Below are 12908 nucleotides of genomic sequence, written 5' to 3' on the forward strand. Positions count from 1 at the left end.
GACGGGTGGTGTGGGTCTCCCCGGCCAGAAACAATGATGTGCCGGCTGGCAATAGTGTGTGGCACACAGTATTGTGTGAAGCATGGTGACCGACGACATTCTGCGGACCCATCTCCAGGAGCTGCGCCGGGGCACGGTGGTGGTGGCGAGCCTGGTCGCGCTGCGCCAGCCGGGCTACGGCTACGCACTGCTCCAGCGGCTCACCGATCACGGCTTCCCGGTGGACGCCAACACGCTCTACCCTCTGCTGCGCCGACTCGAGGAGCAGGGGTTGCTGACCAGCGAGTGGAACACCGAGGAACGCCGGCCGCGGAAGTTCTACCGGACCAGCGAGGACGGCGAGACGGTGCTGCGCCTGCTGCTGACCGACCTCGCCGCCGTGCAGAAATCCCTCACCGGCCTGATCGAAGGAGTGGACCGATGAGTTCCCTGACCGACCGCTACCTCGCCGCTACCCTGCGCGCGGTGCCGGCCCCCCGGCGGGAGGAGCTCGCCGCCGAGCTACGGGGCTCGATCGAGGACATGATCGAGGCCCGGACCGACGCCGGGCGGGACGCTGGCTCCGCCGAGCGGGAGGTGCTCACCGAGCTCGGCAGCCCGGAGCGGCTCGCCGCCCGGTACGCCGACCGCCGGTTGCAGCTCATCGGCCCCACCTACTACCTGCACTGGCAACGGCTGCTGCAGCGGCTACTCACCTTCGTCCCGGCGCTGGTGGGCACGATCGTCGGGGTGGTCCGGGCGTCCTCCGGGGGCGACCTGGGTGCCACGCTCACCGCCGGGCTGTCCGCCGCCTTCGAGGTCGCCATCCAGATCGCGTTCTGGGTCACCCTGGCCTTCGCCATCATCGAACGCACCGACAAGTCGCTGAAGCTGCCGGCGTGGACGGTCGACCAACTGCCCGAGATGCCGGCGAAGCGGGACATGACGCTGCCCGACATCACCGCCTCCGTCCTCCTGCTGCTCTTCACGGCGGCCTTCCTGCCCTGGCAGCACTTCTGGTCGTGGGCGAGGGAGACCACCGGCGAGCGCATCCCGCTGCTCGATCCGGCGCTGTGGCGATCATGGCTGCCGGTGCTGGTCGCCGTGCTGCTGGCCGGCGTGGTCGTCGAGTTGGTGAAATACCGCATCGGTCGCTGGACCTGGCCGCTGGTCGCGGCGAAGGTGGCGCTGGACCTGGCGTTCATGGTGCCCTTGGTCTGGCTGCTGCTCGACGACCGGCTGCTCAATCCCGACCTGGTGCGCCGCTACACGTGGCTGCAGGACGAGGGCAACTGGGAGGCGGTCACCACCATCGCGGTCATCACGACGGTGGTGATCGTGGTCTGGGACCTCATCGAGGGCGCCATCCGGGCCCGCCGCACCGACTGACCCGGTGCCGGCCCGGCCCGTCGTCGCGGACGTGCCGGGCCGCCACCGCGGCGGGTCAGAGTGGGTACGGTGCCGGCGCGGACATCGGCCGGTCCGTCGAGACCCGCTCGAACGGCATCGGGGTGCCACCCGTCCACCGGTACAGGGTGGCGGTGGCGTCCTGGCGGCGCTGCCCGTCCACCACGATCCGCCCGCCGTCGACCACGTAGAAGCTGCCGTCACCGAGCGACTCCAGCCCCCGGCTGCCGGGCGACATCCAGCCCCGCACCCCGGTGCGCCGGTCGGACAGCCCGCCGGGGGCCAGGGTGGCGAGCTGGCCGGTCTCCCCCGCCGGCTGCCCCCGCACCGCCCCCCGCCGGGGCGGGACCGCCCCGTCGACGACGTAGAGCGAGTAGTTCGGCCAGCCCCGCTTCTCGCCCGGGTACACGGCCATCAACCAGTTGCCGGTGTGCCGGTCGTACTCCAGGTTCTGCACGCCGTAGGCGGTGTTCCCGGTGCGGACGAAGACCTTGTCGTCGGCGGCCAGGGGGCCGCTGCGGTGCAGGCGTCGCTGGTTGAGCGGCCGGGCCCAACGCTCCCAGCCGCGCACGTCGTAGGCGAGCAGCACCTGGTGGTCGTTGTCGCGCCGGCGAGTGTCGGGGTAGACGCCGTAGGCCACCATCAGCACCTCCCCGCCGTCCGGGTCACCCAGCGGGGGCCCGAACGAGATCCCGTCCACGCCGCTGGCGCCGTGGCGGTGCCGCCGGGACGCTCCGGTCTCCCCCTCGGTACGGGCCGGGCGGGCGGCGACGTCCTCGGTGACGTCCCGCAGGTGCACGGTGGTCAGCACCCCGCCGTTCTCGGCGTCGATGCCGACCCGGTCGATCCGGGTGCCGTCGAAGATCGCCACATAGAAGGCGCCGGCGCTCCGGTACTCCAGGGAGCCGTACACCCGGCCGTCACGCGGGTCGAGGTCGAGGTCGCCCAGGTGCCCGGTGATCCCGGTGACCGTGCCGAGCACCCGGCCGGTGAGGTTCGTTCTGACCAGCGCCTCAGTGAACGACCAGTAGATGACCCCGCGCCGCCGGTCGACCGCCACGCCCTGCACGTGCGAGGTGGGCCAGGAGCCGCCGTAGATCGTCTCCGGCAGCCCGCCGGGGCGTTGGCGGGGGCGGGCATCGGCCCGGGACGGCCGGTCCGGCAGCCGGTCGGCCAGGGCGCCCACACCGAGCGGGGAGAGGACGCCGCGGGCCGACTGGCCCAGCACGTTGACCGGGGCGAGCGCCGCCACGAGCGGCAGCACGGCCGCAACGACGACGGCTACGGCGTTCCTGCGCACTGCCTCTCCGAACTGCTCCGGTGGACCCGACGGTCCCAGACGCTATCCGGAGAGCGGGAAGAACACGGCCAACCGGGGGTGAAGCGTACCGACGCGATGGCCGACGGCGCGGCCGGGGTCAGCAGGGGACGGTGTCCCAGCCTGCGGGCAACGCCGGCACCGGCCAGGCGGGGTCGGGACGCCAACGCGACCACGCCGGATCCCACCAGCGCTCCCCCGCGTCGAGCAGCGCGGCGATCCGGTCCCCCTCCGCGCGGATGGCCTCCGCCATCCCCGGGTAGCGCCCCTCCACCATGCGCTGGGCGAACATCTCGACGTCCTTGAAGACGTACCGATCGGTGTCGGCGGCCCACCACAGGTCCAGCTCGTGGTCGAGGGTGTCCACGCCGATCGGGGTACGCCTCGGCGGGTCCTGGAGGTTGAAGTACCAGCCGGCGAACTCCCGCCGCGGGCCGGTCCAGAACACGTCGACGGAGTGCGCCTCGCCGGGGCGGTGCAGCATCAGCTTGCCGTGCCCCCGCCACGCCCGCGCCCCGGCCAACTGCCACGGATGCCGGCCGCAGGGGAAGCTCCCGTGCTCGGGAAAGCCGAACTCGGCCCCGGTGGGCAGGTAGAGGGCGAGCAGGTCGGGCGTGTCGCAGACGCAGATCGTCGGTACGGCGAACCAGACCTCGGCGCGCAGGATCTCGCGCCGGACGACCACGTCGCCCGGCGCGAACCGCCGCTGCCCCCCGGCCGCCACGGCTCAGTCGACCGCGGCCAGGATCTCGTCGGAGACGTCGAAGTTGGCGTAGACGTTCTGCACGTCGTCGCAGTCCTCGAGGACGTCGATCAGCTTGAAGATCTTGCGGGCGCCGTCCTCGTCCAGCGGCACATTCATGCTGGGGATGAGGGAGGACTCGGCCGACTCGTACTCGATGCCGGCGTCCTGCAGGGCGGTGCGCACGGCGATCAGGTCGGCCGGTTCGGAGACCACCTCGTACGCCTCGCCGAGGTCGTTGACCTCCTCCGCGCCGGCGTCGAGGACGGCCATCATCACGTCGTCCTCACTGGTGTCGGCCTTGGGGACGATCACCACGCCCTTGCGGGAGAACATGTACGACACCGAGCCGGCATCAGCGAGCGAACCGCCGTTGCGGGTCAGCGCGGTACGCACCTCGGTCGCCGCCCGGTTGCGGTTGTCCGTCAGGCACTCGATGAGCATCGCGACGCCGCTCGGGCCGTACCCCTCGTACATGATGGTCTGCCAGTCGGCGCCGCCGGCTTCAAGGCCGGAGCCGCGCTTGACCGCCCGCTCGATGTTGTCGTTCGGTACGGAAGTCTTCTTCGCCTTCTGGATGGCGTCGTAGAGCGTCGGGTTGCCGGAGGGATCACCGCCGCCGGTGCGGGCCGCGACCTCGACATTCTTGATCAGCTTGGCGAACATCTTGCCGCGCTTGGCGTCGATCACGGCCTTCTTGTGCTTGGTGGTCGCCCACTTTGAGTGGCCGGACATCTGCTACCTCCGTCTGTTGATCACGCCTGCGTCGACGGCCCGCGCCACTCCACCGCTGCACCGACGAGGACAACGGCCGGCTCCGCGTGGAGGGCCGCAGCGGGCGCGGAGCCCTGCCGAACCGCGGCAATCCTACCGAGACGGCACCCCTCGGCGTCACACCCGCCACCGCCGGCCTGCGCCGGGGCGCCCCGGCCCGGATGACGGGCATCCGACACCCTCCGCGTGCCCCACGCCGGACGTGACAGCACGCCTACGCCGCACACGGCACTCGCGGTGCGACTCACAGCGCCGCTGACCTGCGCGATTACCGCCGTCCGGTCGGCTCGTCCGCCGAACGGCGTGCCGAACCCGACCTCGGGTCGCCCTTCCTCTGCCCTGTCCACTCCTGCCACCAGTGGTGATCGCCCGATAACGTGGGGTCGCTTCGCATCCGGACCGGGAGGGCCCCCGTGCTCGAAACCTTCGACGAATTCTCCGCCGGGCTGACGATGATCGGCCCCGACGGGGTGGACGCGCTGAACGGTTTCTCCCTCACCGTCGAGCTGCCCGCCGCGCACGACCTGAAACTGCCCGACGGGCTGCGACGCATCGTGGGCGCCCGCCTCTACCGCGCGGTGGCCGAGGTCCTGGAGGCCTCCGAGCTGTACGAGGTCGACACCCTGCAGCTCGACTGGTCCGAGGGCGACATCGGCGTGGTCTACAAGGAGCCGTCCTTCGGCTTCCGCATCGACATCCGGCGGGACCTCCGGATCACCCTCAGCCGCTCCGGATCGTCACTGCGGCTGTTCCACAACTGGTACCGCCTCCTGATGCCGTACATCCAGGGTCTGGTGTCCCGGATCGCCATCGATCTGACCGAGGTGGTGGAGTCGGACTTCGACCTGCAACCGCTGCGGGCCGGCTGCCGTTTCTCGCTGATCGTCTACGACTTCATCCCGGTACGCGGGCAGAAGCCGGTGAGCAGTCACGAACTGATCGGCCCGCTGCTGGCCCGCCGCCCCGACGAGAACGGTCGATTCCGTCCCGTGCTCGCCGGCCGGGACGCCGCCAGTTCGCTGCGCACCGGCCGGCTGGACCTGAAGGTGTCCAACTTCCGGGAGGCCGCCCCCGGCGTGCACCTGCGCGAGATCTACGACATCCAGGCGCCTGGCAACCAGGGTTACCGGGGCATCTGGCTCGATTTCCACTGCATCGCCGAGACCATCGACGGGGACGACTCGGCGCCCGGCTCCCGGCTGGCGCCCCACCCGGAATTCCTGCTGGAGCACTACGAGGTCCCCTACCGCGATTTCTTCCGTGACCGGGTGGTCAGCGGGTTCATGGCCGACTTCTTCAAGGACTGGAACTTCTCCTGTGCGGTCGGGGCGATGCCGTGACCCAGGACACCGTCAACGTCCTCCAGATCGTCGGGCTGGCGATCACCCTGACGTTCAGCGTCGTCGCGCTGGCGCTCTCCTGGCAGAACAACCGGGCCTCCGCGCAGGAGGCCCGGATCGCCGGGCAGCAGTTGGAGACGTCCGTGGTGCCGGTCGCGATGATTCAAGACTCCCGACTGACCTGGCGGAGTCAGGACCTGATCGTGCTCTCCGTCCGGCTCCGCAACGTGGGGGCCGGACCGATGCTCGGCCTGCACATCGCCGGCATCCGGCTCGACCGGGCCACGCTGGGCTTCGCCGAGCTGGCCGGGCCCAAGGCGGACGTGGTGCAGCCGGCGACCGACGTCGAGCAGCGCCTGCGCTTCACCCACCCGCCACGCATCCCCGCGCAGGGCTCCCTGACGGTGGACGTCCGCTACTTCGACGTCCTCGGCCACCAGCACGACAAGTCCCTCAACCTGATCGTCTCCGCCGGTTCGGGCAGCGGCACCATGACCGGCTTCCTGCCCGCCCGGGTCACCCGCCGCCTGACGTAGGAGCCTGCTGGTGTCGAAGCTGATCCTCGGGCGTGCCGCGGTCCGCCGCCTCGACCCTAAGCCGGCGGCTAGGAGCCGCTTCGCCCAGCGGCGGCCGAGCGTCACCGGCGCGCGCATCCGGCAGGGCGTCGGTGAACAGCACGTCGTCGAGGACGACGCGCTGGGCACGGTGGTCGCCTCCGACGACGACAGCCACCTGATGACCGTCGCGCCCACCGGTGCCGGCAAGGGCCGAGACGTGATCATCCCCAACCTGCTGACGTACGAGGGATCGGTCGTGGTGTTCGACCCCAAGGGCGAGAACTACGACGTCACGCACGAACACCGGAGGACCGTCCTCGGCAACGAGATCGTCCTGCTGGATCCGTTCGGGGCCAGCCACAGCGGCCGGGACGCGCGGGGCTCGCTCAACCCGTTCGACGTGTTCGACGCGTTGCGCCGCGAGGACAAGGCCACCGCCGAGGAGGCGGAGGACTTCGGCCGGGTGCTCTCCGACATCCTCATGGGTGGCCAGCGCTCGCTCACCGACCCGTTCTGGGACGAGATGGCCCAGTTGCTGATCGGCGGGCTGACCGCTGACCTGATGACCGGCCAGCCGGACCGCCAGAACTCCCTGCACGAGCTGCGCGCCCAACTCTTCGACAGCGACCTGCGCTACCGGCTGAGCGTGGCGCTGGACACTCGGGGAAAGAAAATGCCGCCCGGCACCCGGCAGGAGTTCGAGATGCTGGTGAGCATGGAGGCCGACAAGACCTTCTCCGGCATCCTGGCCACCGCGGCCCAACAGTTGGCACCGTTCAGCTCCCAACGCACGGTGGATGCCACCACCACGACGAGCTTCCGCCTCACCGACCTGGTGGACCCGGCCCGGCGGATCTCGATCTACGTGGTGATTCCCCCGCACAAGCTGCGGACCCACCAGCGGCTACTCCGCGCCTGGGTCGGCTGCCTGCTCTACTACGTGATGAACAGCCGGTCGGTGAACCAGTCCCGGTTGCTCTTCCTCATCGACGAGGCGGCCCAGCTGGGCCGGTTCTCGCTGCTGCAGGACGCGATCACCCTGCTGCGCGGGTACGGGCTGCGGACCTGGACCTTCTGGCAGGACCTGGCCCAGCTCACCAGCCTCTACGAGGTGGCGGGCGAGACGATGATCAACAACTCGGGGGTGTTGCAGGTGTTCGGCCCGGCCAACTTCGGCGCCGCTCGTGACCTGTCCAACCGGCTCGGCTGCAACGTCGGCGAGTTGCTGCAACTCTCGCCGCAGGAGCAGGTGGTCGCCTTCAAGAGCGAGTGGCCGACGCGGATGACCCGGTTCAACCACCTCACCGACCCGGTGCTGCGGGGCTGGGCCCGCCCCAACCCCCGGCACCACTGACCGCCCGGCGCCACCGGGCCGACCCGCCGGCGTGCGGCGCCCGGCGTGCAGCGCCCGGCGTGCAGCGCCCGGCGTGCAGCATCCCCGAACCGGGTGCCGCTCGCCGGTCACGCCGTGGCGCGGACCAGGTCCACGAAGTAGCGGTGCAGGCGCAGGTCGCCGGTCAGCTCCGGGTGGAACGAGGTGGCCAGCAGGTTACCCTGCCGGACCGCGACGACCCGCCCGGCCGACGGCCCCTCGGTCACCTCACCGAGAACGTCGACGCTCGCGCCGACCCGCTCGACCCACGGCGCCCGGATGAACACCGCGTGGAACGGCCCGCCCTCGACCCCGGCGATCGTCACCGGCGCCTCGAAGGAGTCGACCTGCCGGCCGAACGCGTTGCGCCGGACCGTCATCTCGATGCCGGCGAAGCCGTGCTGGTCGGGGCGGCCGTCCAGCACCTCGGTGGCCAGCATGATCATGCCGGCGCAGGAGCCGTAGACCGGCATCCCGACGGCGATCCGCTTGTCGATCGGCTCACGCATCTCGAAGATGTCGGCGAGCTTGCTGATGGTGGTGGACTCGCCCCCGGGGATCACCAGGCCGTCGACCGCGTCCAACTCCTCGGGTCGCCGGACCGGGCGGGCGTCGGCGCCCGCGCCGGTCAGGGCCGCGACGTGCTCACGGACATCGCCCTGGAGCGCGAGCACGCCGATCACGGGGGCCGTCACGGTCGCTCCTCTACTCGGGTGCTGTTAAGAAGGGGCCCCTCCTCTACCGGAGGCGTTAAGAAGGTGCCCTTCCCTACCGTTACCAGCCGCGCTCGGCCAGCCGGTGCGGCTGCGGGATCTCGTCGACGTTGATGCCGACCATCGCCTCGCCGAGGCCGCGGGAGACCTTGGCCAGCACGTCCGGGTCGTCGTGGAAGGTGGTGGCCTTGACGATCGCGACGGCCCGCTCGGCCGGGTTGCCGGACTTGAAGATGCCGGAACCGACGAAGACGCCCTCCGCGCCGAGCTGCATCATCATGGCAGCGTCGGCCGGGGTCGCGATGCCGCCGGCGGTGAAGAGCACCACCGGGAGCTTGCCGGTCTCGGCGATCTCCTTGACCAGATCGTACGGGGCCTGAAGCTCCTTGGCCGCGACGAACAGCTCGTCGGTCGGCAGCGTCTGGAGCCGGCGGATCTCCTGGCGGATCTTGCGCATGTGGGTGGTGGCGTTGGAGACGTCACCGGTGCCGGCCTCGCCCTTGGAACGGATCATGGCCGCGCCCTCGGTGATCCGGCGCAGCGCCTCGCCCAGGTTGGTCGCCCCGCAGACGAAGGGGACGGTGAACGCCCACTTGTCGATGTGGTTGGCGTAGTCCGCCGGGGTCAGCACCTCGGACTCGTCGACATAGTCCACGCCGAGCGCCTGGAGGATCTGGGCCTCGACGAAGTGGCCGATACGGGCCTTGGCCATCACCGGAATCGAGACGGCGTTGATGATGCTGTCGATCATGTCGGGGTCACTCATCCGGGACACCCCGCCCTGGGCGCGGATGTCGGCGGGCACCCGCTCCAGGGCCATCACCGCGACGGCTCCGGCGTCCTCTGCGATCTTGGCCTGCTCGGCGGTGACCACGTCCATGATCACGCCACCCTTGAGCATCTCGGCCATGCCGCGCTTCACGCGGGCGGTGCCGACGACGGTGGTGGCGCCGGCGTTCGGGGAAGTGGTGTCGGGCACGGGTTATCGCTCCTCGGCGTGCTCTGGGGGGTGACTCAGGCTGAATGTTACGACGGGATCAACGCCGCTCCGACAGCCAATCAGACCCCGGGTGGCCTGCTCTGTGGCCGGCATCACCTCGCCACGGAGAGTCAGGCGGGCACATCGGCGGGGAGCGCGACGGTCGGGTCGTCGATGTCGAAGTAGCGCGGCCAGGGGTGCCGTCGACCCATCCGCAACAACCGCACCACCGGTCGGCCGCGCGCCGCACGGGCGTCACGGACCAGGTCAGTGTGCACCTGGCGGGCCAGGGCGAGCCGCCGGCTCGCGGCGATCACCGTCTCGCATTCCGGGTCGGCCGGGTCCAGCCGTACCGCCCGCAGCTGCCGGGTGAGGTCGTTCTCCGCGGCCTCCCGCTCCTCCGGCTCCGCGTCGAGGGCGATCCGCGCCGCCGCGTACAGCTCGACGCCGTAGCGCCGCTCCGCCAGCACCGCGGCGGCGGCGGCCCGGCGCAGCAGGTGCGCCTCGAGGGCCCGGGCCGCGGCCTCCGCGCGCAGGCGCAACCGATCGACCCGGCCGGCGGTCCAGATCAGGTACGCCGAGATCAGCCCGACGACCAGACTCGCGCCCACCCACCACCACATGCCCGGCATCGTAGTGCTGCTCCGTTCGCCTCCGGCCGGGGCGTGACCCGCCCCGACACCCGCGTCACACCGGCACCACCGGCCTACACCGGCACCACCGGATATCACCGGCCACGGCGGTCAGCCCAGCTCCGCCCACTCCTGGTCGATGACCCGCCCGTCGGTCGCCTCGATCGCCGCCGCGTACACCTCCACGACCCGCCGGGCGACCACCGGCCAGTCGAAGGACATCACCACCTGGTCGCCGCAGGCGGTCAGCGCGGCCCGCCGCGCCGGGTCGTCGAGCAGCTCGACCAGGGTCGTTTGCAGCGCCGCCGCGTCCCCGGTGGGGAAGAGCTGCCCGGCCCGGCCCCCGTCGAGCACCCGGCGGAACGCGTCCAGGTCGCTGGCCACGACCGTGGTGCCGGCGGCCAGCGCCTCGGTCAGGATCATCCCGAACGACTCCCCCCCGGTGTTCGGGGCCACGTAGAGGTGGACGCTGCGCAGCATCCGCGCCTTGTCCTCCTCGGGGACCAGACCGAGGAAGGTGACCCGGTCGCGCAGCTCGGCGGGGAACCGCCCGAACAGGTCGTCCGGGTCGCCCGGCCCGGCCACCAGCAGCCGCAGCCCGGGGCGGGATCGGGCCAGCTCGACGAAGGCGTCGCGCAGGATCGGGAAGCCCTTGCGAGCCTCGGTGAACCGGCCGAGGAAACCCAGCGTGCCGCCGGCACCGGCGGCGCACTCCCCCGGCCAGCCGGGCAGTGGCGTGGCGTGGCTGAACTTGACGACGGCGACCCCGTTGGGGATCTCCACCGCGCCCCCGTCCATGTGCTCCACCTGCACCTTACGGGCCAGGGCACTCACCGCGATCCGGGCGGTGATCCGCTCCAGCACGATCTGCAACAGGCCCTGCGCCGCGGAGAGCACCCGGGACCGGGTCATCGCGGTGTGGAAGGTCGCCACCACCGGCCCCCGGGCCGAGAGCACCGCGAGCATCGACAGGCTCAGCGTCAGCGGTTCGTGCACGTGCAGCACGTCGAAGTCGCCCCGGGCGATCCACCGCCGCACCCGGGTGGTGGAGACCGGGCCGAACGCGATCCGGGCCACCGACCCGTTGTACGGCAGCGGCACGGCCCGGCCCGCCGACACCACGTACGGCGGGAGCGGAGAGTCCTCGTCGGCCGGCGCGAGGACGCTCACCTCGTACCCGAGCCCGATCAGCGCCTCAGCCAGGTCTATGACGTGGTTCTGCACCCCGCCGGGCACGTCGAAGGAGTACGGGCACACGATGCCGATCCGCATTCCAGCGCCCTTCCGCCTCAGACCGTCCCGGTGGCGGCCGGCGGCGTGGAGACGGGTCGCGGCCCATCGTCGCCGCTGCCCCGCTGGTCCAGCCACATCCGCTGCAACATGTGCCAGTCTTCCGGATGTCGGGCGATGCCCGCCGCCAGACGGTCGGCAATTCGCTGGGTCAGCTCCCGGACCCGCTGCTCGAGCGACCCGCGCTCCTGCCCGGGCACGGGCAGCGGGCCCTCGAGCGAGGCGCACGCCGCGTCCGTTTCGTACCATAACGAGGCGACGTAGAGCGGGGCTCCGGTGCGGATCGCCAACAGCGCCGGGCCGGCCGGCATCCGGGTCCGCGCGCCGAAGAAGTCGACCTCGATCCCCCGGGCGGAGAGGTCCCGGTCGGCCAGCAGCGGCACCACCGTACCGGCCCCCAGCCGGTCCACCAGCACGTCGAACGCGGGCCGCTCGCCGCCCTGGGTGGGCAGTATCTCCATGCCCAGGCCCCGTCGAAAGGCGAGGAATCGCTGGTAGACGCCCTCGGGCTTGAGTCGTTCGGCGACCGTGGTGATCGGCCAGCCGGTGGCGGCCACCCAGGCGCCGGCGGCGTCCCAGTTGCCGGCGTGCGGCAGCGCCACCACCGCGCCCCGGCCGGCGGCGACGTCCGCGGCGAGCAGGTCGACCCCCTCGGGGGCGAGCCGGAACCCGGCGAGGATCTGCTCCCGGCTCAGCGCGGGCAGCCGGAACGCCTCCATCCAGTACCGGGCATACGAGCGCAGCCCGCGCCGGAGCAGGTCGTTCAGCTCGGCCTCGGGCAACTCCGGGCCGACCACCCGGCGCAGGTTGGCGCGCAGCCGGGCCGTACCCCCGCCGCCGGAGCGGTGGGCGCGGTCGGCGCCCGCCCGGAACGCCGCAGCGACGACGGGCCGGGGTAGCGCGCGGACCAGTCGCCAGCCGGCGACGTAGCCGAGCTCGGTGAGGTTCACCCCTGCCGCCCGCCCGGGGTGTCCGCGCGGGCCTGCCGGTAGACGTGTGCCATCCGCTGGCCCACGGTGAAGATCGAGAGGGCGGCCAGCAGCCAGAGCGCGATCTGCAGGGCGTACGGGACGCCGACACCGGTGAGGATTCCGCCCACACCGACGATGAGCAGCCGCTCGGTGCGCTCAGCGATGCCCACGTTGCAGGTCATCCCGAGCCCCTCGGCGCGGGCCTTGACGTAGGAGACCAGGCCGCCGGCGGCCAGGCAGAGCAGCGCGGCGGCGACCCCGGCGTGGTCTCCCTGGGTGGCCAGCCAGAACGCGACCGCGCCGAAGACTGCGCTGTCGGCCACCCGGTCCATGCTCGAGTCGAGGAACGCCCCGAATCTCGTCGAGCCGCCGCTCATCCGGGCCATCGTCCCGTCGAGCAGGTCGGTGAGCGCGAAGAACGTCACGATGATGGCGCCGGCAACCAGGTGGCCGCGGGCGCCGAGGCCGAGCGCACCGGCGAGCACCCCGAGGGTGCCGGTCACGGTGACAGCGTTGGGGGACACACCTGCACGGAGCAGGCCGCGTGCGATCGGTTCGACGATGCGGGTCATCCCCGCCCGGACCGACACTTGGAAGATCTTCGCCATGGCGGTCCCCACGATAACGGCCGTCCCCCGGTGACGGTACGCCCCGGGTCGCCGACCCGCCCGGGGAAGTCTTGTGCGTGGCCCGCAAACGGGTGTGAGATCGAGCCTGGGAGTGAGTCAGCTCACCCTCGGAGCCGTTGCGTACCCGCCGCCCGGCAGGTCACCGGAGGATGTCGCCGCGGAACCCGTACCGGGGCCGCTTCCCCGTCGTGCGCGGCGGTCGCCA

At 71.7% G+C, this 12908-nt stretch carries 14 protein-coding genes; 5 read left to right on the forward strand and 9 right to left on the reverse strand.

The window, feature by feature from the left end:
• The first annotated feature begins 82 nt into the window (after window positions 1-82).
• Both SNR22_RS19215 and SNR22_RS19220 read left to right on the forward strand, forming a co-directional pair.
• On the forward strand, window positions 83-424 hold the full coding sequence (locus SNR22_RS19215) for a PadR family transcriptional regulator (RefSeq protein WP_320067986.1): 342 nt from the start codon (window positions 83-85) through the stop codon (window positions 422-424).
• Window positions 421-1368 (forward strand): permease prefix domain 1-containing protein, encoded by a 948-nt coding sequence (locus tag SNR22_RS19220; protein WP_320067987.1) that lies wholly within the window; start codon window positions 421-423, stop codon window positions 1366-1368. Before SNR22_RS19215 ends, SNR22_RS19220 begins: the two co-directional genes overlap by 4 nt.
• 55 nt (window positions 1369-1423) lie before the next feature.
• Here the strand turns inward: SNR22_RS19220 and SNR22_RS19225 are convergent, their stop codons facing one another.
• The 3 genes from SNR22_RS19225 to SNR22_RS19235 all read right to left on the reverse strand — a co-directional run bounded on the left by SNR22_RS19225 (window position 1424) and on the right by SNR22_RS19235 (window position 4181).
• Window positions 1424-2686 carry a hypothetical protein gene (locus tag SNR22_RS19225; protein WP_320067988.1) on the reverse strand — a complete coding sequence of 421 codons (1263 nt, stop codon included), beginning with the start codon at window positions 2684-2686 and terminating at the stop codon, window positions 1424-1426.
• Between the two features lie 118 nt (window positions 2687-2804).
• On the reverse strand, window positions 2805-3428 hold the full coding sequence (locus SNR22_RS19230) for a DUF402 domain-containing protein (protein ID WP_320067989.1): 624 nt from the start codon (window positions 3426-3428) through the stop codon (window positions 2805-2807).
• 3 nt (window positions 3429-3431) lie between these two features.
• Window positions 3432-4181, reverse strand: coding sequence for a YebC/PmpR family DNA-binding transcriptional regulator (locus tag SNR22_RS19235; RefSeq protein ID WP_320067990.1), 750 nt, complete (start codon window positions 4179-4181; stop codon window positions 3432-3434).
• Between the two features lie 452 nt (window positions 4182-4633).
• Between SNR22_RS19235 and SNR22_RS19240 the strand changes: the two genes are divergently transcribed.
• Genes SNR22_RS19240 through SNR22_RS19250 form a run of 3 tightly spaced genes read left to right on the forward strand, consistent with a single transcriptional unit; the run spans window position 4634 to window position 7471 of the window.
• Window positions 4634-5560 (forward strand): hypothetical protein, encoded by a 927-nt coding sequence (locus SNR22_RS19240; RefSeq protein WP_320067991.1) that lies wholly within the window; start codon window positions 4634-4636, stop codon window positions 5558-5560.
• Window positions 5557-6096, forward strand: a complete 540-nt coding sequence (locus SNR22_RS19245; RefSeq protein WP_320067992.1) for a hypothetical protein — start codon at window positions 5557-5559, stop codon at window positions 6094-6096. The genes SNR22_RS19240 and SNR22_RS19245 overlap by 4 nt, the downstream gene beginning before the upstream one ends.
• A 10-nt stretch (window positions 6097-6106) precedes the next feature.
• On the forward strand, window positions 6107-7471 hold the full coding sequence (locus tag SNR22_RS19250) for a type IV secretory system conjugative DNA transfer family protein (RefSeq protein WP_320067993.1): 1365 nt from the start codon (window positions 6107-6109) through the stop codon (window positions 7469-7471).
• A 107-nt stretch (window positions 7472-7578) separates the two neighbouring features.
• Here SNR22_RS19250 and pdxT read toward each other — a convergent pair whose 3' ends face one another.
• From pdxT to pgsA, 6 genes are all read right to left on the reverse strand, one after another.
• Entirely contained in the window at window positions 7579-8184 is a 606-nt protein-coding gene (gene pdxT, locus SNR22_RS19255; protein WP_320067994.1) for a pyridoxal 5'-phosphate synthase glutaminase subunit PdxT, read from the reverse strand.
• A gap of 79 nt (window positions 8185-8263) precedes the next feature.
• Complete coding sequence (pdxS, locus tag SNR22_RS19260) at window positions 8264-9181, reverse strand: pyridoxal 5'-phosphate synthase lyase subunit PdxS (RefSeq protein ID WP_320067995.1); 918 nt, start codon at window positions 9179-9181, stop codon at window positions 8264-8266.
• A gap of 131 nt (window positions 9182-9312) precedes the next feature.
• Window positions 9313-9813: a hypothetical protein gene (locus SNR22_RS19265; RefSeq protein WP_320067996.1), complete on the reverse strand. Its 501-nt coding sequence runs from the start codon at window positions 9811-9813 to the stop codon at window positions 9313-9315.
• Between the two features lie 111 nt (window positions 9814-9924).
• Window positions 9925-11085: a glycosyltransferase family 4 protein gene (locus tag SNR22_RS19270; RefSeq protein WP_320067997.1), complete on the reverse strand. Its 1161-nt coding sequence runs from the start codon at window positions 11083-11085 to the stop codon at window positions 9925-9927.
• Between the two features lie 17 nt (window positions 11086-11102).
• The gene (locus SNR22_RS19275) at window positions 11103-12053 is read right to left on the reverse strand and encodes a phosphatidylinositol mannoside acyltransferase (RefSeq protein WP_320067998.1); all 951 of its coding nucleotides are present in this window, start codon (window positions 12051-12053) and stop codon (window positions 11103-11105) included.
• Window positions 12050-12682, reverse strand: a complete 633-nt coding sequence (gene pgsA, locus SNR22_RS19280; RefSeq protein WP_320067999.1) for a phosphatidylinositol phosphate synthase — start codon at window positions 12680-12682, stop codon at window positions 12050-12052. Before pgsA ends, SNR22_RS19275 begins: the two co-directional genes overlap by 4 nt.
• Window positions 12683-12908: the final 226 nt, after the last annotated feature.

Source organism: Micromonospora sp. RTGN7 (assembly GCF_033804645.1).
In the GTDB taxonomy this organism is placed as follows: Bacteria; Actinomycetota; Actinomycetes; order Mycobacteriales; family Micromonosporaceae; genus Micromonospora.